This is a genomic window from Vibrio anguillarum (genome assembly GCF_003390515.1).
In the GTDB taxonomy this organism is placed as follows: domain Bacteria; phylum Pseudomonadota; class Gammaproteobacteria; order Enterobacterales; family Vibrionaceae; genus Vibrio; species Vibrio anguillarum.
On the sequence record NZ_CP031479.1, the window covers coordinates 15610 to 35736 of the forward strand.

Annotated in this window: 17 protein-coding genes; 8 read left to right on the top strand and 9 right to left on the bottom strand. The window is 47.8% G+C overall.

Annotation, left to right across the window (positions count from 1 at the left end):
- Positions 1-214: 214 nt before the first annotated feature.
- Positions 215-1609, top strand: coding sequence for a uracil-xanthine permease family protein (locus tag DD616_RS04315; protein WP_047688004.1), 1395 nt, complete (start codon positions 215-217; stop codon positions 1607-1609).
- Between the two features lie 103 nt (positions 1610-1712).
- Here the strand turns inward: DD616_RS04315 and envZ are convergent, their stop codons facing one another.
- From envZ to DD616_RS04335, 4 genes are all read right to left on the bottom strand, one after another.
- Positions 1713-3017 carry a two-component system sensor histidine kinase EnvZ gene (envZ, locus tag DD616_RS04320; RefSeq protein WP_013855410.1) on the bottom strand — a complete coding sequence of 435 codons (1305 nt, stop codon included), beginning with the start codon at positions 3015-3017 and terminating at the stop codon, positions 1713-1715.
- An 80-nt stretch (positions 3018-3097) separates the two neighbouring features.
- Positions 3098-3817 (bottom strand): osmolarity response regulator transcription factor OmpR, encoded by a 720-nt coding sequence (gene ompR, locus DD616_RS04325; RefSeq protein WP_010319303.1) that lies wholly within the window; start codon positions 3815-3817, stop codon positions 3098-3100.
- A gap of 374 nt (positions 3818-4191) precedes the next feature.
- Positions 4192-7524 (bottom strand): cellulose-binding domain-containing protein, encoded by a 3333-nt coding sequence (locus DD616_RS04330; RefSeq protein WP_208871994.1) that lies wholly within the window; start codon positions 7522-7524, stop codon positions 4192-4194.
- A 544-nt stretch (positions 7525-8068) separates the two neighbouring features.
- Complete coding sequence (locus DD616_RS04335; protein ID WP_208871995.1) at positions 8069-9055, bottom strand: DUF3187 family protein; 987 nt, start codon at positions 9053-9055, stop codon at positions 8069-8071.
- A 282-nt stretch (positions 9056-9337) separates the two neighbouring features.
- Here DD616_RS04335 and nfsB point away from each other — a divergent pair, with 282 nt between their 5' ends.
- The gene (gene nfsB / locus DD616_RS04340) at positions 9338-9991 is read left to right on the top strand and encodes an oxygen-insensitive NAD(P)H nitroreductase (protein ID WP_088731492.1); all 654 of its coding nucleotides are present in this window, start codon (positions 9338-9340) and stop codon (positions 9989-9991) included.
- Positions 9992-9994: 3 nt separating this feature from the next.
- Positions 9995-10285, top strand: coding sequence for a putative quinol monooxygenase (locus tag DD616_RS04345; protein ID WP_013855414.1), 291 nt, complete (start codon positions 9995-9997; stop codon positions 10283-10285).
- Positions 10286-10292: 7 nt separating this feature from the next.
- On the opposite strand, the gene DD616_RS04350 is transcribed toward DD616_RS04345, so the two are convergent.
- Positions 10293-11225, bottom strand: coding sequence for a LysR family transcriptional regulator (locus DD616_RS04350; protein WP_013855415.1), 933 nt, complete (start codon positions 11223-11225; stop codon positions 10293-10295).
- A complete protein-coding gene (locus DD616_RS04355) occupies positions 11209-11973 on the bottom strand; it encodes a tRNA (adenine(22)-N(1))-methyltransferase (protein ID WP_228209216.1) in 765 nt (254 codons plus the stop codon). The genes DD616_RS04350 and DD616_RS04355 overlap by 17 nt, the downstream gene beginning before the upstream one ends.
- Positions 11974-12154: 181 nt before the next feature.
- On the opposite strand from DD616_RS04355, the gene DD616_RS04360 reads away from it, so the two are divergent.
- A complete protein-coding gene (locus tag DD616_RS04360) occupies positions 12155-12505 on the top strand; it encodes a GlpM family protein (protein WP_208871996.1) in 351 nt (116 codons plus the stop codon).
- Between the two features lie 116 nt (positions 12506-12621).
- The gene (locus DD616_RS04370; RefSeq protein WP_194663707.1) at positions 12622-13662 is read left to right on the top strand and encodes an AbrB family transcriptional regulator; all 1041 of its coding nucleotides are present in this window, start codon (positions 12622-12624) and stop codon (positions 13660-13662) included.
- A gap of 47 nt (positions 13663-13709) precedes the next feature.
- On the opposite strand, the gene greB is transcribed toward DD616_RS04370, so the two are convergent.
- Positions 13710-14192 (bottom strand): transcription elongation factor GreB, encoded by a 483-nt coding sequence (gene greB / locus DD616_RS04375; RefSeq protein WP_010319306.1) that lies wholly within the window; start codon positions 14190-14192, stop codon positions 13710-13712.
- Between the two features lie 343 nt (positions 14193-14535).
- Between greB and DD616_RS04380 the strand changes: the two genes are divergently transcribed.
- On the top strand, positions 14536-16866 hold the full coding sequence (locus DD616_RS04380) for a Tex family protein (protein ID WP_208871997.1): 2331 nt from the start codon (positions 14536-14538) through the stop codon (positions 16864-16866).
- Between the two features lie 149 nt (positions 16867-17015).
- Here DD616_RS04380 and DD616_RS04385 read toward each other — a convergent pair whose 3' ends face one another.
- Both DD616_RS04385 and bioH read right to left on the bottom strand, forming a co-directional pair.
- On the bottom strand, positions 17016-17486 hold the full coding sequence (locus DD616_RS04385; protein ID WP_026027513.1) for a hypothetical protein: 471 nt from the start codon (positions 17484-17486) through the stop codon (positions 17016-17018).
- A gap of 267 nt (positions 17487-17753) precedes the next feature.
- Positions 17754-18518: a pimeloyl-ACP methyl ester esterase BioH gene (gene bioH, locus DD616_RS04390; RefSeq protein ID WP_208871998.1), complete on the bottom strand. Its 765-nt coding sequence runs from the start codon at positions 18516-18518 to the stop codon at positions 17754-17756.
- A gap of 146 nt (positions 18519-18664) precedes the next feature.
- On the opposite strand from bioH, the gene DD616_RS04395 reads away from it, so the two are divergent.
- Both DD616_RS04395 and nfuA read left to right on the top strand, forming a co-directional pair.
- The gene (locus DD616_RS04395) at positions 18665-19366 is read left to right on the top strand and encodes an amidophosphoribosyltransferase (protein ID WP_013855424.1); all 702 of its coding nucleotides are present in this window, start codon (positions 18665-18667) and stop codon (positions 19364-19366) included.
- A gap of 99 nt (positions 19367-19465) precedes the next feature.
- Positions 19466-20053, top strand: coding sequence for a Fe-S biogenesis protein NfuA (gene nfuA, locus DD616_RS04400; RefSeq protein WP_013855425.1), 588 nt, complete (start codon positions 19466-19468; stop codon positions 20051-20053).
- The last annotated feature ends 74 nt before the right edge of the window (positions 20054-20127 follow it).

The window sequence follows — 20127 nt, forward strand, 5'->3', positions numbered from 1 at the left end:
TTCGTTCTGTATTCCCCTCTCCACTTACACAGCAAAGCAAACGTTTGCTTTCTTGCGTAAACCCTCTATAATTTCGCCAATTTTTTTAGTGAACTACTCACTTATCCAGTCCGAGCAGATTCTGATTAACAGCAATCACAGATGACGTGTCTGCTCCACTTAGTGCTCCCACTCAGCGAACGCTAAGACAATAACGCACCATTAGGAAAACAGTATGACTATCCACAACGCTTCGCGTAAGTCTGATTTGGTTTATCAACTCAACGATAGGCCACCGCTACCCCAAACCATTTTCGCCGCTTTACAACATTTGCTAGCCATGTTTGTTGCGGTCATCACCCCTTCGCTCATTATTTGTCAAACACTTGGTGTTTCTGCCGAACAGACCAACACCATCATCAGCATGTCGCTGTTTGCATCTGGCTTATCCTCCTTTATCCAGATCCGTACCATTGGCCCGATTGGCTCCGGTTTACTTTCTATCCAAGGCACCAGTTTTAACTTTCTTGGGCCAATTATTGGCGCAGGCTTGTCATTAAAAGCAGGTGGTGCAGATATAAGCACTATGATGGCGGCGATCTTTGGCACCATTTTAGTCGCCTCTTTTGCTGAAATCCTATTATCACGAGTGCTGCAATACGCGCGCCGCGTGATCACGCCGCTGGTGTCGGGCATTGTGGTTACCCTGATAGGCTTAACACTGGTACAAGTTGGTTTAGTTTCTATGGGTGGCGGCTATGCTGCGCTCAGCGATGGCACTTTTGGCAGCTTAGACAAACTGGCGCTGGCGGGAACCGTGCTTGGACTTATCGTGCTGCTCAACCGCTCAAGTAACCCATACATTCGCGTAGCATCGATTGTGATTGCGATGTTCGTCGGTTATATCATGGCCTACTTGATGGGGATGGTGAACACTGATTCACTGAGTGAAACTGCCCTGATTGCACTACCAATACCTATGCAGTTTGGTTTGGGTTTTGATTGGTCACTCTTTATTCCTCTGGTACTGATTTTCTTGATCACCGCATTGGAAGCGATTGGTGATATCACCGCCACTTCTGAAGTGTCGGGCGAGCCTGTCAAAGGGCCGATTTACATGAAGCGTATTAAAGGTGGTGTACTGGCTGATGGTTTGAACTCCGCGCTGGCGGCGGTCTTTAACAGTTTTCCCAACTCGACCTTTAGCCAAAACAATGGCGTAATTATGCTCACCGGGGTTGCCAGCCGTTATGTGGGTTACTTTATTTCCGCCATGCTGGTGTTGCTCGGCCTATTCCCAGGCGTGGCAAGCTTTGTACAATTGATTCCTGAACCGGTACTTGGCGGTGCAACCATCGTCATGTTCGGCACCATCGCAGCCGCGGGTGTGCGTATTATTTCCCGTGTGGATCTCGACCGCCGCGCGATTTTAATCATGGCACTGTCGTTTTCGATGGGGTTAGGCATTGCGCAAAAGCCAGAGATTCTGCAATTTATGCCCGAGTTCATTAAGAGCATTTTTTCATCCGGCGTAGCGGCTGGCGGCATCACCGCCATTTTGCTCAACTTGCTACTGCCAGAAAAATTGCCACGCGAAGAAGAAGAACTCGAAGAGCTCAAAACCAACTGATTGCATGGATGTGCCCAAAAACTTCGGTCAGCAGCCGAAAAGGCATAAACCGTAAACACAATGGGCTCAACTGAGCCCATTGTGTTATTTAGTGAATAAGCCCCTATTTGGTCGGGAAGCTCAGTTGCGCTTTGAGTCCACCTTCACTGCGGTTACTCACCACAACGCTGCCATGATGCTGGCTAACAATCCGTTTCACTATCGCCAAACCAAGTCCAGTGCCTTCACTGCCGCGCGCCGTATCACCACGCGTAAAAGGTTCAAACACTTTACTCACTTGGCTAGGATCAATACCCGGGCCATTATCCTCCACACAAACCCAAGCCATTTTGTTATCTGCGGTACTGCCCGTGCTCACCTTAACCCAACCATTGCCATAACGAATGGCGTTCACCACTAAGTTGCTCACCGCGCGTTTAATGGCGATCGCATTGCCAAAGGCTGGCTGCATTGGTAAATGCAGCGCGACATCGATTTTGATCTCGTAGCCCCCTTCGGCAGTGGCGACATCATTGGCGATCTCATTGAGATCAACGGCGGTAAAGGTCTGTTTATTGACGGGTTTAAGGTAGTCCATAAACTGACTGATGATCTCGTTACACTCTTCCGTATCACTGATGATCCCTTCGGCGAGATAACTCTCTTCTGGAGACATCATTTCCGTGGCTAAGCGAATACGAGTCAGCGGCGTACGTAAGTCGTGGCTGATCCCCGCCATCAATAATGAGCGATCCTCTTCAAGCGCTTGGATCCCTTTCGACATTTGATTAAACGCCAACGTCACCGCACGAATTTCAGAAGCGCCTTTGAGCGGCAATGGCGGCGGGTTCTCACCTCGGCCAACGGCTTTGGCGGCTTTTTCTAAGGCAATTAAGGGACGATTTTGCAGACGAATAAACAGCCATCCTCCTAAGACGATCAGTAACGCCATCACCAAACTATTGTGAAATAGTGGCGCAAAATCCTCTTTTTGCAGCTCAGAGAGAGGGATGCGTATTAATGATCCCGGAAAAGAGTCCACTTTCATCCATAAAATATAACTCTCTTTACCCAAAATCATCCGCACATCGGTCGGCGAGCCGAGCTCATTGCTCATCTCCTCGCTCATCAAATCAATGCTGATGGCATCGTGATACTCTTGGGCCATCTCACTCTCTTCACTATGAATGGTGACGCCCAACTGTTCTAACACTCGGCGGCGCTGTAAGGCGTCCATTCCCAGCTTCGATGTATTGTTCGCCGCATCGTCCAGCATTAGGTTGATCTCATGGCCCAAAATCTTATTGAACTGCTGCAAACTGGGCATCAAAGCATAGTTAAATACGGCGTAATAAGAATACACTTGGCTGGCGATCAGCAATGAAAAGAAGAGCAAAATCGATTGAGTAAAGGAACTGCGAATGCGCATAGGAAAACCCGCTATGAACGTACTATCAAAAAGGCGACAAAAAAGCTCCTGTGGGTTAACCGACAGGAGCTGATTGAAATTTAAGACTCTTTACCATCTGGAACGAAGACGTAACCTAAGCCCCACACCGTTTGTATGTAGCGTGGTTTGCTTGGATCCACTTCAAGCATGCGACGTAAACGCGAGATTTGCACATCAATCGAGCGCTCCATTGCGGAGTATTCACGCCCTCTTGCCATATTCATCAACTTATCGCGCGACATTGGCTCACGCGCATTGGTGACTAAGGTCTTCAATACGGCAAATTCACCGGAAGTGAGCGGCATCGGCTCATCGCCACGGAACATTTCGCGGGTACCTAAATTCAGGCGAAACTCACCAAATTCAACCACCGATTCTTCAGCACTTGGCGCGCCGGGGGCTTCAATCACTTGGCGACGTAGCACGGCTTTGATTCGCGCCAGTAGTTCACGCGGGTTAAACGGTTTGGGCAGGTAATCATCCGCACCCACCTCCAAGCCAACAATACGATCCACTTCGTCGCCTTTAGCGGTCAGCATTAAAATCGGCAACATGTTATTGGCGTTACGCAAGCGGCGGCAAATAGACAAACCATCTTCACCCGGTAACATCAAATCAAGCACCATTAAGTGGAAGTTTTCACGAGTGAGCAGGCGATCCATCTGTTCGCTATTGGCGACACTACGCACCAGAAAACCTTGCTCTGACAAGTAACGCTCAAGCAATGCACGTAAACGCGCATCATCATCCACCACTAAAATTTTATAGTTTTCTTGCATTTATTCGTCCACCGATGATCTAACCTTACCAGTAAACTGGCTTTGGCAAAATGTAGCACTGATTCCCCTACCGTGAGCTAAAGAATTGTTACGCTTTATTACTTTCTTAGTCGATCACTAACAATCTAATCGATAACAGAAAACGCGGCCATGCCCTTTGTCACAACGTTGGTATCATAAGTTGAGTCGATGGTGTAACGAAGGGGAGTGAGTGAGTTACTACATTTCGCACGCGCTTCAATGGATGAGTTAGAGGCTTACGCACTGAACCGCTCTTAAATATAATGAAGCCCCAGAAATCATTCTGGGGCAGTTTTAGTTTATCTACGGAGATTAAAAACCTCCGATATTTGTCACCATTGAGGCCACAATAGTTATTGTGGATTAAGACCCAACTTTTCTAATACTAACTTAAAGTTCGCTCTACGCTCCGCCAAGTTATGTACCTCGCCCGTAGAGCAGGTTGAATCTGGGCAACCACGGTTAACAATACCTGACACGTCATCAATAAACGCTGACCCTTTTAGACCACTCTCAACGTACTTTTTCAGCTCGTTGTAGTAATTCCAATCTGCGTATTGCCCACCTTCATTCGAATACGCCTGCACTGAGGTTACCCAGTAGAACAAACCAGCAATCCATTTAATTTCTTTGTTCTCTTCAGAGCTACAAATCAGACCGGGGTTGGAGCAAAAATCCATTTCAGCATATAGTGGATTTTCGGGCGGCGCTTCAACGGTTACACCATCAATGGTTTGGCCAATCGTTTCAGGGTCAACATGTGAACGTCCTAAGTAGTGGTTGAGCGTACCAAAGTTTTGACGCCCGGTGGTTTGGATAACACCGCGCCCCCACCAGCCACAGCCCTCTACGCTTTCTTGGCTGCTGCCGTCCCAAATGAACTTACCTGCTTTTTGACCAACGTAAGTCTTACACTCGTCACGCTCCCAAACTTGCTTAGACGTATCTACGTTTTCTGGAACATCGTTACAGTGGCCGTTGTTAGTCCAACGTCCTACTGCCCCGTTGACCAAGAGACCGCGCTCTTCTAGTACCGCATCAGGGGCGGCAAAAACTGGCGCTGGTGCACCGTACCATTTCGCATGTGTTAGCGCGCTCATTTCCATTTTATTATCACGCGGGCAGGAATACGCATGGTCTAAGCCCGATGCTGGGTTGACACCGTAGTCTGCGTATTTCTGACCAAGCTGACCACAACTGGCCGACATGGGATAGTCTGCAGGCGCACCGTATTTGGTTTCAGACCAATTATTTTCGTCACAGGCGTTATAACGAATAGTTTCCTGCATACTTTGTGCAAGGAATGCGGCAATCGCGACTTTGGCGTATGTGATGTTGGTTGCATCATCAACATTCTCATCCATCAACCAGAACTTGTTGCCTGCAACGCCAATGTTGTGCATCGCATTCAGACCGTCTAGGAAGTCATTCCATTTGTACACCGTTGATGGCACCCAACCATTACTTGGCGTTTCATATAGGAACGCTTCGTTATCCATCGCATTTTCAGCGTCAGCTAACTGTTGGTTCAATGCTTCGATACGAGTCAAAGAACCGTTTTCTAGCTCTTCACCAACGTAGTACAGGGGTACCTTCGCCTCTTGGTAACGCTCAATTTTTGCCGTTAGCGCTTCACTGTCTTTATCAAATTGCAGTGCAAACACGTTACTAAATGCCGCTTTCCGCAGTTGAGGTTTACTTTCACCTTGGCCCATGAAGTAGTTAGCTGTTTGCTCTGTTGGCATGTTCGTCAACATTGCTGGCGTCTTAATATAGTCTGTCACCTGCTTCACGTACTCTAATGCGTTGTGCCACTGCTCAGCTGATAAGGCCTCTGTTACGCTGGATTTAGTAAACGCAACAAAGTCTGCTTTCGTCGCCACTTCAGCGTTGTACAGCTCAAACTTGTCGAGTAATTCTGCTGTATCGCCTGATGCACTATCCCAAACTGACTGTCGACCTGAATGACTATCGTAGGCAAAATCACCAATGCTAAGAGTCCAGCCAAAAGGGGCGTTTGGTGCTAATGTTGAGAGAATAAGATGGTGAGCTTGAGCCCAACCTTTGACATCATCGCTCAAGGCTTGAATCGCATCCATATCGATTCGGTTGTCCGTTCCAGTGGAATTGACCGCACTCGTGAGGGCTTCTTTAACCGCAACGGAGCCAAAGAACTCGCCTTGATCTTGTGTTGCAAGGTCCAACACATCGCTGGTGATGATGATCGATGCTGTGTCTGCCTGCTCAGCTTGATTGATGATAGAGACAAACGCTTGCGTTAATTGCTCAACATCCGCTAATTCCTCACGATTGCTCGCTTCAATTATCAGTGTCTTCGGTGCATTAGTTGATGGGCTGGCAACCACAAACGTATTTGGCCAGCCTGCCACTTCTAAACGCACAGGATCCATTGGGTTTGGTAGTGAAAGCAGTGGCGCAGTACCAGGCTCTGAACCATCACAATTAAGATGCAAAGACCATGAGCCGTCGCTACCTGGCAAGGTTTGTGTCCAATGCGCTGCAGAATAAGCAATATTGTTATGCACCATAATGTCGCCCTGATTGGCATGATCACCGCTTGTCCAATTTGGATAAACATTAAACTCCGCACAGAGTTCATCTGGTGGAGTGACAGGCGGATCAACTGGATCCTCTGCAACCGTAAGACGAACACTCGCGCTAGAAAAAAGATTCTGAGCATCGGTGGCGATCGCATTTAAAGTGACGTCACCAGCTTGAATTGGCGACCAATCACAATCAAAACTATCCACCTCATTGGCCTCGTCGGCATTAAAAGTACAAATGGGTTGGCCATTAGCCTGCACAACCAGCGTGGATAAGTCATTATCCACGTCTGTTGCACGAACAGAAACCGAAACCTTCTCGGTAGGCTGAACCATCGCCCCGTTTACGGGGGTGATGAAACTCACCGCTGGAGCTGTAAAATCTTCTGTCACATTGGCTTCGATTGTAACAGACACCGATCGCTGTTTAATGACCTGATTACTTTTATCAAGCACCAACACCTTAATCGTCGCACTACCAGCAGCATCGGGTGTCCAACTCTGAGAGTAGTTTGTTTGACTTTGATCGATGTTTTGCAGACCTAGGTTCTGACTGTTCACCCAAAATTCCACTTTTGCGGCTAATTCGCCTTCAATACTAACTTGAATGGCCGTCTCGTCACCCGCCGTTACCAGTTGGCCTGATACAGGGGTAAGAATCGATAATTCGGTTTCGTCAGGGATGGCTGGCTGATCAGAACACTCAGTCACCTGCCAAAACCAAGAGTCCTCATTCGGAGTTTCCCATACACCAGGGCTATTTTCTGCAATAAAGCACTGATCGTTATAAGAAACAACTTGACCATTTTCAACTTGAGTTTCACCCGGAATAAAAGGAATGATATCGCCTAAATCAGGTTCTGGTTCAGGTTCTGGTTCTGGTTCTGGTTCTCCTGAACAGGCAGCACTATCCCAAAACCAAGAGCTAGCATTGGGAGTTTCCCACACACCAGGATTATTTTTGGCAATAAAACATTCTCCATTATAAGAAACCAGATCTCCATTCTGAACCTTAGTTTCACCTGGTATAAAAGTAACTATTGAATTGCTGTCAGCAGCATACAAATATCCGCTGAACATCACACTTGCCAGAACGGAAGTTATTTTATTTATTTTTTTCATTTATTTATCCTTTGGGATAAAGATGATTTAAGTAAGGCGCACGTAACAGATACGGCAACGGCACAACCACAATAAGAAGGGCATTCACAATAAGGGCATTCGATTTATGCCTATATTTAGCACGAGATACTTATTACTCGAAATGAAAAAAACTGAATAATACCGGGCATAATAATAATGAATAGATTCAGTAACTAAAATACAAAGGATAACTACATTATTATCATAACACTAATGCATCAATACCTTAAAAATGATAATCAAAGAAGATAATGGTGAGTAATAACAAACTTCACCATATATCGCCAACGGTTAAAAGAGCGAGCAACTTAAATTACGGAAAAGCTAGTCAATAATACTAGCTTTATAAATAAGATGGACAAACAGTAAAATATTTCTCATTCAATATTTTACTGTTTGAGTTTGAGAATCGGTAAAGTACTCAACTAAATTCTATTTATTGCAATGTTCTACACTTATTCCTAAGTAACTGTGCACAGTTTCGAGCACATTAGGTGGCAACTTTCACGGATGACATCGTTTGTCAGTTCGGCTCTTTATCAAAGCGGCCAAAACGATAGCGATAGCCTAAACCAAAGGCAATATCGGTGCTGTTGTTGGCATTAAACATATTTTCGACCACAGTAATTTCAATCGCTGAATGGCTCATTTGATAACGATACCCCAAAATAAACTCGGTCGATGGTTTAGAAAAGTCATCCTCCCCCGTTGAAAGGCCTTGATAGAATGAGACCTGCCCAATCAGATAATGGCGTTCTAACCACTGATATCGATAACTGGTACCCATCGACCAAGTACTCGAATGATACTGTGTTTGGCCTGGTACATTGGTCGGGTTGCGAAAGGTGATAGCCAACAGCGTATCAAGTGCATGCTTACCTCTTCGGTAGCCATAATTAAGCTGCACCGCTTGTTCAAACTCGGATAGGTTGAATATTCCATGGTGTGGATCGTTGTAATAGAGTGAAACTCCCAATGACAAACCGTGATGAGACTTATCCACCAGCTGGTACTGTAAATAACTGGTCAACGCACGGCTCAATGTTTCGCCTCGGAACGCTTCCTGATCAATGCCGTACTCTGGCATTTGAATGATGAAGCGATCGTTATCGACATCCTCACGCCCGTTTTGATCAATGCCAAACCAGTCATGAAAAGCAAGTGTTAAGCCATCTAAATGATTATTGGCAGCAAAGTTCCAACGATAATTAAACTCAACCTGCCACTTCGAAGTGAGCTGCCATTTACCGCCCATTGCAAGCTGATTCTGGTAATAATCCAAACTATAGTGGGGAGTGATCGCCCAAATGCTGGCGATAGTCGCGCTGGTGTAGAGCTCCACTTCTTCCTCTTGCATCGAAAAGCCGGAGCGAAGTTGTGCAGAAAGGCTATTGGTATGCAGTGGCGATTGTACATAGCTTTGCGCAGGCCCGTAGTCAATATCCGCCCACGCCGAGGGGATGGGAAGAGAAAAGAGAATAAACCAACAAATGCACTTACACTCAGTCATGCATACTCTCCGGCCAAAGCAACCTTTTGAATATATTAGACAATCATTAACGCTTAGTGAGTGACCATATCCCTTAATGATGATCTACCGTACACATTAAGTGTATGCGCTAATTCAGAAATATCATGAGATAGTGCTAACTTTTTCCGCAAGCTAGAGCGTTTTCAAATTCGGATTATCAAATTTTTTTTGAAAATGAATTAAGCAAGAGGCGGTTTCTTGTTTGGACTCAGTCCGTTATCTTAGCGCCATCTCGAATGTTATCTTCCCTAGGAGGGAAAAATGAATATTGTTCAAGCATCGCAAGCGCGCTATTCCACCAAAGCGTTTGACACCAACCGTAAACTGACTGAACAGCAAGTCGCTGATATTAAAGAACTGGTACGCATGAGCGCCTCTAGCGTCAATTCGCAGCCTTGGCATTTTATTTTGGCGGCTAGCGAGGAAGGCAAAACGCGTATCGCCAAAGCGGCGCAAGGTCAATTTTCCTTTAACGAACGCAAAATTTTGGATGCGTCTCACGTGATGGTGTTTTGCGCCAAAACCGATATTGATGATAACTACTTATTGACGCTGCTGGAAAACGAAGAGAAAGATGGCCGCTTTGCCAATGAAGAAGCGAAAACAGGCATGCACGGCGGACGCAGCTATTTTGTTAACTTGCATCGAGAAACGCTCAATGACGCCGAACACTGGATGCAAAAACAAGTTTATTTAAATGTTGGAACACTGCTGCTCGGAGCGGCTGCGATGGGCATTGATGCTGTCCCCATTGAAGGGTTTGATGCCGAGGTGCTCAACCAAGAGTTTGGCCTGACTGAAAAAGGGTTCACCAGCTTAGTGATTGTACCGCTCGGTTACCACAGCGAAGAAGATTTTAACGCCAAGCTGCCGAAATCTCGCTGGCCAGAGCAAACCGTCTTTACTGAGTTATAAGCCATGATCCACTTATTAGCCGAAATCAAAGCCCTTCCCGACTCAATAGAGCGAGTGCAAGCCATGCTTGAAGCGCTGCTTGAACCGAGCCGCAACGAAACAGGCTGCTGCCAATATGAGCTCTATCGTGATAACTCGATTGACGGCTTATTCTTGATGCAGGAGATTTGGTGCTCAGAGGAGAGCTTGCAACAACACCAACAGAGTGCACATTTTCAGCACTTTCAACAACAGCTTAGCGAGCAAGAGGCATTGGAATACCTACAAATCCGCCCGCTAACGTTTGTTGGCTAATGCGGGATTAACTCTCACGCTGTTTGATGGCTGTCAGTACCGCTTGTCGTTGCTGGCAGCCTTTTCCACGAATAAATTCCTGAAAAGCGCGAATGGTTGGGGTGATCAAACGTCGATCTGCGCACACGATATAAATTGGCACTGGCCCACTTTCCCATTGCGGTAAAATACGTACTAAGCGCCCATCAATAATATCCTGACTGATATCCATTAATGACTTATTGGCAATGCCTTTGCCTTTAACAGCCAATCGATGTACCACGTCACCATCGTTGCATGCGGGGTTTCCTTGCACTACCACACTTTGCGTTTCGCCCTCTCGGCTCAAAACCCACTTATTATGCAGCGTGTCGGCCAACATGTAACAAAGACAATTGTGATGTTGCAAATCGTCAGGATGGAGGATAGGTGGATGCGTTGCCAAATATTCTGGCGAAGCGCATAACACGCGCTCGTTTGATTCACACAGCGGCATTGCAACCAAATTGGAATCAGCAGGATGGCCATAACGAATCGCAATATCCATCGGGTGAGCATACATATCCGCTAAGCGATCAGAGAGATCCAGTTTAACGATGACGTTCGGGTGCAAGGCAATAAATTCATCGATCCAATCCAGCAGTAAATTGCGCCCCAAATCCGAAGGGGCACTGAGGTGCAGCTTCCCCGCTAGTTGACCGCGCGCGCATGCTATCTGATCGAGCCCTTCTTGCAACGTGGCAAGGGCTGTCTGAGTTTTGGCGAGGAAAATCTCCCCCTCTTGGGTTAAGCGCATATGACGTGTCGAGCGGACAAAGAGCGGAAACTGCACCTGCTCTTCTAAGCGGCGAATGGCGGCACTGACCGCGGCCGTGGTCAGCGATACGCTGTTGGCCGCCTTAGAAAAACTGCCTTGGCGTGCGGTTTCGACAAACAAGTTCAGATCATTGAGTGCTTTCATATTCTCCGCCTATTGGGCTATTTCCATCGCTAAAATTTCCATGACAAGTGATATTAATCGGCTGATAGGCTTGCCAACACTTTTGCGCGCTAACATCGCCGCCTTGCGCTTTACGCTGATAATGCTGTTGCAATTGCGTCAGATAACGCTGGGCAATCATTTTTTGCTCATCATTGGTCACTTGCCAGATCGATTCGCCGACCAAACTAAGGGGTGGTAATTTTGGTTCTTTGCCTCGTACTGCAGGCGGATGAATCTGCACGTTCAGCAGCTCGTAGATACGCCGATTCTCTTCCACCAGTTGTTCCTGTTGTAATCTCGCGCCCAGTGTCATCAACTGTTCACGTAAGGTGTAGCCGTGATGCACAGGACAAAGCAGAAAATCGAACGAGCGATGCGGATAACGCTCAACCAGCGCGGCAATGAATTCACTCATTAAATCACCGCCAACCCCAGCGATGATCAGTAGATGCGAGCCAGAATGGCTATCAAGCGGCAAATCGCGCACATCAAGGCAATGTGTACGCCAGCGCGGTAACGCCGCCGTTGCAGGGAAATAGCGCGTTAAATCAAGCGTCACCTTTTCAATCAACGCTGGCACAATATCAACAAAATGCACCACACTATTTGGGCTGCGCTTCAGTAACGCCGCGCCAAGCAAACCGTGATCGCAGCAGCAATCCCAAATATGATCGTAGTGACGGTTGATCTGCTGTACTAACTGCGTAAGCCGTTTTCCTAATTTCATCTTTGCCCAACCAAGCCGCATGATATAACACGCCGCCGAATAAAAAGAGTGGCGGCCATTTTACTTGGATTTGAAGAAATGTTGCAGAGAAAATAACAAACCCATCAATGAACATTTCTAGTTAACCTGTCAGTGATTTATAGTGAGCAACACTTAATCTATTCTGACAAAAGGAAATGTCATGGCAGCTCTGTTTTTCAAGTGCCTGCTTGGTGCGCTTGCCGTGTTGATCATCGCCCTGCTCTCTAAAAGCAAAAGCTTTTTTATTGCTGGTCTTGTTCCGCTGTTTCCTACCTTCGCTCTGATTGCGCATTACATTGTCGGCACCGAACGCACGATGGAAGACCTGCGCACCACCGCGTTGTTTGGCCTTTACTCGCTTATCCCGTATGCGGCATATCTGTTGGCTGTATACTACTTCAGTTATTGGTTACCTCTCACCAGTACACTGGTATGTGCCACTTTGGTGTGGTTGGCATTCGCTGCATTATTGTTAGTAAGCTGGACACGTTTAAACCCTGCGATAGCCTAAATCATCATCCCCGACGGTCATATCGATACGGGAGAAAGCCAAACGCAAGCACTACAACGTGAAGTGCTAGAGGAGCGGTGGCATTTACGCTGCACAATTTATTAAGGAAAGGCATAATGTTCGAAAGAGCTTCTTTTACTCTGTTTATTCACATTGTGGTGATCGCAGCTGTTGCGGCGAGTGTGGGAAGCCTGCTCGCCATTCCGCTTTCTGAAATGTTTATTGCCGCAGCTTTAGTCATTGTGCTGCATAAAAAACGCCTCTTATCCATTCGCGTTCCTAACGGGTTATTGTTGACGGTGCAAATTGTGCTAGGCATCAGTGTTGGGGCAACCATCAGTTTAAGTCAATTGGGCGAAACCTTAACCCTACCGGTGATTATCGGTTTGGTTTGCTGCTTAAGCTTGCAGATCGCCAGCAGCTTTCTTTGGCTCCGCAAAAGAGAAGGTTGGTCACCGTTTGAATCTCTACTCGGTGCGGTACCGGGCGCGATGGCAGCGATTTTGGTGATCAGCGAATCAAGCCAGACTCCTTCAACCAAAGTGGTTTATTCGCACTCGGTGCGCTTGATGATCCTCACGTTACTGGCCCTTTTTATCTCCAATAGCACACCCGACGCTGCCCCCGTTGAGAGCAGTTTAACGATTTACGCGTGGTTGATTTTCTTTGCGCTTGCGCTGCTTAGTCTACTGCTGGGCAAAGGCTCGACCTTGCTCGGCATTCCCGCACCCTATATGTTGGCGGCACTGCTGGTCACGGCCAGTTTCAATAGTTTTTCGACAGGCATTGCGCTACAACTTCCAACATGGATGGTGGTATTCGCCACCGCACTGCTGGGTATTTTGATTGGCGCGCGCCTTGCCGATACCACATTGCGCGAAGCCATGGCTTATTCGCGCGCAGGTGTGATGGTCACACTGATTGGTCTGCTGGTCGCCGTCGCCGTGTCTGGCTTGTTTGCGTTACTGCTGGATAAATCTTGGGTGGTATTACTTTTAGCTTGGGTCCCCGGCAGCGTAGAAGCGATGACCGCCGTCGCCCTACTGCTGGGCATGGAACCCGCGTTTGTGATGATCAACCACGCCCTACGGCTACTGCTGCTCTACTCGCTACCCGCCGTGTTGAAAAAGCCGTTAGAGGCGTTGCGAAGCAAGTGAGTGAGAAAAATGAGCGACCGAGGAATATTTTGAACCGAATACTCCGTTCACTGCCCTTTTTCATACTCAATCGAGTTAATAAACCACTCTTTGATACCAGTGGGCGTGGGCACTTGCACCTCGTCATCAACCTCTTTTTTCAGCAGAGCACGCGCCATCGGTGAATCGATGGAGATGTAATCTTTCGCGTCACCGTAAATCTCTTCTGGGCCCACAATGCGAAAGCGCTTTACATCACCCGCTTCATTTTCAATTTCCACCCAAGCACCGAAAAACACTTTCCCCTCTTGTTGAGGCGAATAATCAACTATCGTCACTTCCGGTAAAAATTTTCTCAAAAAACGAATTCGGCGATCAATTTGGCGCAGTAAACGCTTATTAAAGGTGTAGTCTGCGTTTTCAGAGCGATCCCCGAGGCCAGCAGCCCAAGTGACTATTTTGGTAATTTCTGGCCGTTTTTCATGCCAAAGATGGTCATGCTCTGCCTTTAATTTATTGTAGCCCTCACGGGTAATCAGTTTGGTCTTCAAGATCTTTTCCCATTACACACCGCCGCACATTCAAGGTAGCCGCGGGTTATACATTCATCACGATGGCTTGCTACTATACTGTCATTTTCGCTCGGCACCAACTGACTGAACTTATCTTTAGCCACCAAACTCATCTTCGGTTTTAGCGCTGCCAACGCTGAAAAATGACATCAAAATCACACGCGTGACGTGACCTCTTCGGCACAATCGGGTAGAAGGTTATCTCACTAATCTCATAACAGCGCGCCGTTAGACTAGAAATAAGTCTAACGTGCCCCAATAGTTATCCTATTCAAACCACCCTGAGTGGTGGTGCTACTGAACTACAAAAGAGAAACCACGGATGAGCCAAGCTATCTGCAAATTGATCGCACAAGAGCTAAATGTGCGTCTTGAGCAAGTGACAGCGACTGTCACACTTATTGATGACGGAAACACCGTTCCTTTTATCGCCCGTTACCGTAAAGAGGTCACGGGTGGGCTAGACGACACCCAACTGCGTACCTTAGACAGCCGTTTATCCTATCTGCGCGAGCTCGATGATCGCCGCCAAACCATTCTGAAATCGATTCAAGAACAAGGCAAACTCACCGCCGAGCTAGCACAAGAGATCAACCAAGCAGATAGTAAAACTCGCCTTGAAGATCTCTATTTACCCTACAAACCTAAGCGTCGTACTAAAGGTCAAATTGCGATTGAAGCAGGGCTTGAACCACTGGCAGACAAGCTGTGGAATGAAGCGCAAACCGACCCTGAAACCGAGGCCGCACACTATGTGAACACCGAGAAAGGGATCAGTGATATCAAAGCAGCACTGGACGGTGCACGCGCCATTATCATGGAACGCATTGCTGAAGATGCCAACCTGCTGGACAAAGTGCGCCGCCATTTGACGCGCAGTGCCGAATTGGTCTCTCGCGTGGTCGAAGGCAAAGAGCAAGCTGGGGAGAAATTTAAAGATTACTTCGCGCATAATGAAACACTCAGTAAAGTGCCTTCACACCGAGCATTGGCCATGCTTCGCGGCCGCAATGAAGGCTTTTTAAGTTTGAGCATGAATGCCGACCCAGAGCAAGAAGAGGGCGTGCGCCAATCGTATTGCGAAACGCTGATTGCACAACACTATGGCATTCACTTAAGCAGCGCCCCTGCCGATGGGTGGCGCAAACAAGTGATCAGTTGGGCGTGGCGCATTAAAGTGTCAATTCACATGGAAACCGAACTGATGGGCGCAATGAAAGAGCGTGCCGAAATCGAAGCGATTGAAGTGTTTGCCACCAACTTAAAAGATTTGTTGATGGCCGCACCGGCTGGTCCACGCGCCACTCTCGGCTTAGATCCTGGTTTGCGAACGGGTTCGAAAATTGCGGTAGTGGACGCCACGGGTAAAGTACTGGCGACCGAGACGATTTATCCGCATCAACCGCATAACCAACATGACAAATCAGCGAAAATTGTTGAGCAGTTGGTACGCCAATTTAACGTCGATTTGATTGCGATTGGTAACGGTACCGCATCGCGCGAAACCGATACTTTTGTCGCTGATGTCATTAAGCGCGGCAACCTGAAAGTGCAGAAAATCATTGTTAGCGAAGCAGGGGCCTCGGTCTACTCAGCCTCTGAGTTGGCGGCCAAAGAGTTCCCCAATATGGATGTGTCGCTACGCGGCGCGGTGTCGATTGCTCGCCGCCTGCAAGATCCACTTGCCGAGCTGGTGAAAATCGATCCGAAATCGATCGGTGTGGGCCAATACCAACACGATGTCAGCCAGTCGATGCTCGCCAAACGCTTAGATGCGATTGTTGAAGACTGCGTCAACGCAGTGGGCGTGGATGTGAATACCGCCTCTGCCGCGCTGTTAACACGCGTGGCTGGCTTGTCTAACGCACTGGCGCAAAACATCGTTGATTATCGGGATGAAAATGGACGCTTCGCCTCACGCGCTACACTGAAAAAAGTCGCGCGCTTAGGGCCAAAAGCATTTGAGCAATGTGCGGGCTTCTTACGCATTATGGATGGAAAAAATCCACTCGATGCCTCTTCGGTTCACCCAGAAGCGTATCCAGTGGTGAAAGCCATCGCCGAAAAAAACAGCAAAGAGATCAAAGCACTGATCGGCAATAGTGAATTTTTGCGCAATTTACACGCCGTCGATTACACCGACGAGCATTTTGGCCTACCGACTGTCACTGACATCATCAAAGAGCTCGATAAACCGGGCCGCGATCCACGCCCTGAGTTTAAGACCGCGACCTTTGCTGACGGCGTGACTGAAATGAAAGATCTGGAAATTGGGATGATTTTGGAAGGCGTGGTATCGAATGTGGCCAACTTTGGTGCTTTTGTCGACATTGGCGTTCACCAAGATGGCTTAGTGCATATCTCTGCATTGACTGATCGTTTCATTGCCGACCCGCGTGAAGTGGTGAAAGCGGGCGATATCGTCAAAGTTAAAGTGATGGAAGTCGATGTGCAGCGAAAACGCATTGCTCTCTCGATGCGCTTAAACGATGAGCCGGGGCAAGATAACCGCAGCCAACGCTCTGGCTCTACAAGTGGCAACACGCGTTCGCATCAAAACGGTGGCCAACCGCAACGCCGTCGTGAAGAGCCACAACAAAACGCGGCAATGGGTGGAGCTTTCGCCGCCGCCTTTGCTAAAGCGAAAAAATAGCGGCGATGCGTAACTTACTGGATAAACGAATCACAGTGAAAAGCACCTAACCACGTCGCTCATATCAGAGCCGCAAAAAACACAAATCCCCACTGCGGCCAATGCCTAAGTGGGGATTTTATTTATCGCGATAAGTCGCATTCATCGACCTACAACACCGCAATCACTTCAGAAGGCGTATTGGGTGCAACCGCGTGACCATAATAGTACTTAATTACAGTTCGCCGGCGCGCCATTTTGCCTTCGGTTATCGCAGCATCAATAATGTGTTTAGGTAACCTAAACCGCATCGTATAGCTTTTACCTTGATCCTTGCTGTAGGTGGCGAGAGCGAGCAAGTCAAACAGCCTTTCGAGCTCGCTTTTCTGCTCCTCTTGATAAGAAGTCGATGTTTCGTATTCGGTGCCAACCTCATAGCTTGGATGCTCTGAAGGGTCCCATGACGACTGTTTTCGTCTTTTATCATCCGCCTTTACCTTACGCTCAGCGTTGGTTTTAGCCAGTTCGACGGTTGGCATCACAGGGGCGCGGATCCGATTGTCACGCGCGGCCTGTTCCGTTTGCACATTAACCGATGGGGCGATAAGTGGCACACTTACGTTCGTTGGTGACACCATCATAGCCGAAACCTCCTCAGTATCGCCCGCCCCGATAGACCTGCTTTCGCTCAGCACTACTGGGTTAGACTTTATATCGACCAGATTGCTCAAACTTTTAGCAAATTTATTTTTAATTTAACATTTGCACCCAACGACTTGACGTTTCAAGACGCCGCAGATAGAGACAGCAAGCGGGCGAATCCCCATGAGAGAGATCAACGATGTGATTGAGGTGAGCCAACACAGCTGTAGCTTTAAGTAGAAAAACATTGCATGGGTATCAATGCCTTAACGTGCAAAGGCGATGAGCTGCTGGCAAAAATCGTCCAGTTCAGTGATGAACGGTGCGTGGGAGGAATTGCCAAAAATGTACTGCTCGCTATTGGGCAAGGTTTTTTGCAACTCTTGCGCCACCTTAACCGGCACCAAACCATCAAGCCGACCATATAGACGAAGCATGGGAATCGAGAGTGCTGTCAACGGCTGGCGCAAATCCACCTCCGCCAACATGACCAAACCCGCTAACAATGATTGTGGGTTCGGCGCGGGCCGTGATAACACCGCTTGTTTTAGGTATTTCACATCTTGCTTTGCCTGAGGGCTGCCCATCGCTTGCAGTGCCATAAAGCGCTCAACAGTAGCCTGAAAATCGTCCATTAACTGTTCAGTAAAGGCACTGAGCACTTGAGGAAGAATGCCACGCCACGGTTTCTGTGCCGCAAATTTGGGAGAACTCGCCACAGTGACCAATTTGCTCACATAACTTGGGTGATGCAGTGCCATATGAGTCGCCACTAACCCACCCAAAGACCAACCGACCCAAATGGCTTGTTTAGGCGCTTGCATGATTAGCGCTTGCGCGATCTCTTCTAGATCAGCGGCGTGGCTAGCAGCGCTGTGACCATAACCAGGCAAATCAACCACGTGCACACGAAAATGTCCTTTAAGCACATCGACCGCCTGCTGCCATACTGCACCATTCATCCCCCAACCGTGCACCAAGACAAGATCATCGCCCTCGCCTGAGACTTGCCAATATAACGCTGTGGCCATGCTCACAAATTCTCCCACTAAATTCACACTTCTTCGCTGAAAAAATACCGATCATACACTCACTGACTTGAAATCACGGTCAACACAAAGACTGATTCAAGTTGCAAGAGTATAACCATACTTCGTTTCACAGCTTTGGTTGAGTTATGTTATCGCATTGGGTTCAAAAAACCATCACTCGCTTGGTAAGCCGTCAGTGTCTACTGTGTCGTTTACCGATTGAAACTCACCAAACTGGGGCTTGGTGTAAGACCTGCCTAACCTATTTTTCACCGCAACCTCGCTGCCAACAGTGCGGCCTGCCAACGCTTATTACCGTGCCTCAATGTGGGCAATGTTTAGCGAATCCTCCGCCTTGGCAACGCCTATACTGTGTCGGCGACTATATTTTTCCGCTCAGTCACACCATTCATCAACTCAAATATGAAGGTCAATTTTGGCAATCTCGCCATTTGAGTGCCTTACTGACGCCACGTATCGACACTCCCGCCCCGCTCATCACCAGCGTTCCGCTGCACTGGCAACGGCGCTTAAAACGCGGCTTCAATCAAAGTGCACTACTTGCCTCTCAATTAAGTCAACAACTGGGGGCTAGCTGCGATAACCAGTTGATCAAACGCAATCGCGCAACACCCCAGCAGCAAGGGCTTTCTAAATTACAGCGCAAACAAAATCTCAAACATGCATTCACACTACGGCACCTTCCCACGCACAAGCACATTGCACTTGTTGATGATGTAGTAACCACGGGCAGCACCGTGCAGCAAATCTGTCAATTACTGCTTGAAGTCGGTGTCGAAAGGATTGATATTTACTGCATATGCCGCACTCCTGAACCTAAAGATTAACCAACACGGTTTTATTTAGCGCGTAAAAAGGACTGGATCCGCCGTGTTTCAGGAGTAGAATGGCAAGTAATAACCTATAAATTTACTCAGGTATTCGTCGTGTCAAATTCTATTATTATTACCGAAACAGCCCAAACCCATTTCGGCAAGTTGCTTGGGCAACAGCCTGATGGTACTAACATCCGAGTTTTTGTAGTCAATCCAGGCACTCAAAATGCAGAGTGTGGCGTCTCTTACTGCCCGCCAGAGGCAGTGGAAGCGACTGATACTGAAATTGCCTTTGAAGGTTTTTCTGCGTATGTCGATGAACTGAGCTTGCCGTTTTTAGAAGACGCAGAGATCGATTTCGTCACTGATAAAATGGGTTCACAACTGACACTTAAAGCTCCGAATGCGAAGATGCGTAAAGTGTCTGATGACGCAAGCCTGATTGAACGTGTGGAATATGCGATTCAAACTCAAGTCAACCCGCAGTTAGCTGGCCATGGTGGCCATGTCAGCTTGGTTGAAATCACCGAAGATGGTATTGCGATTGTCGCCTTTGGTGGCGGCTGTAACGGTTGTTCAATGGTCGATGTCACCCTCAAAGAAGGCATTGAAAAAGAACTGCTTCAACAATTTGAAGGCGAATTAACCGCGGTGCGCGATGCCACTGAACACGATCGTGGTGAGCACTCTTACTACTAGTGACTCGCTAGATGCGTGGATTACAGAAAACGAAGCCGAGATGAGATTCTCGGCTTTTTTATACTTAAAATCAT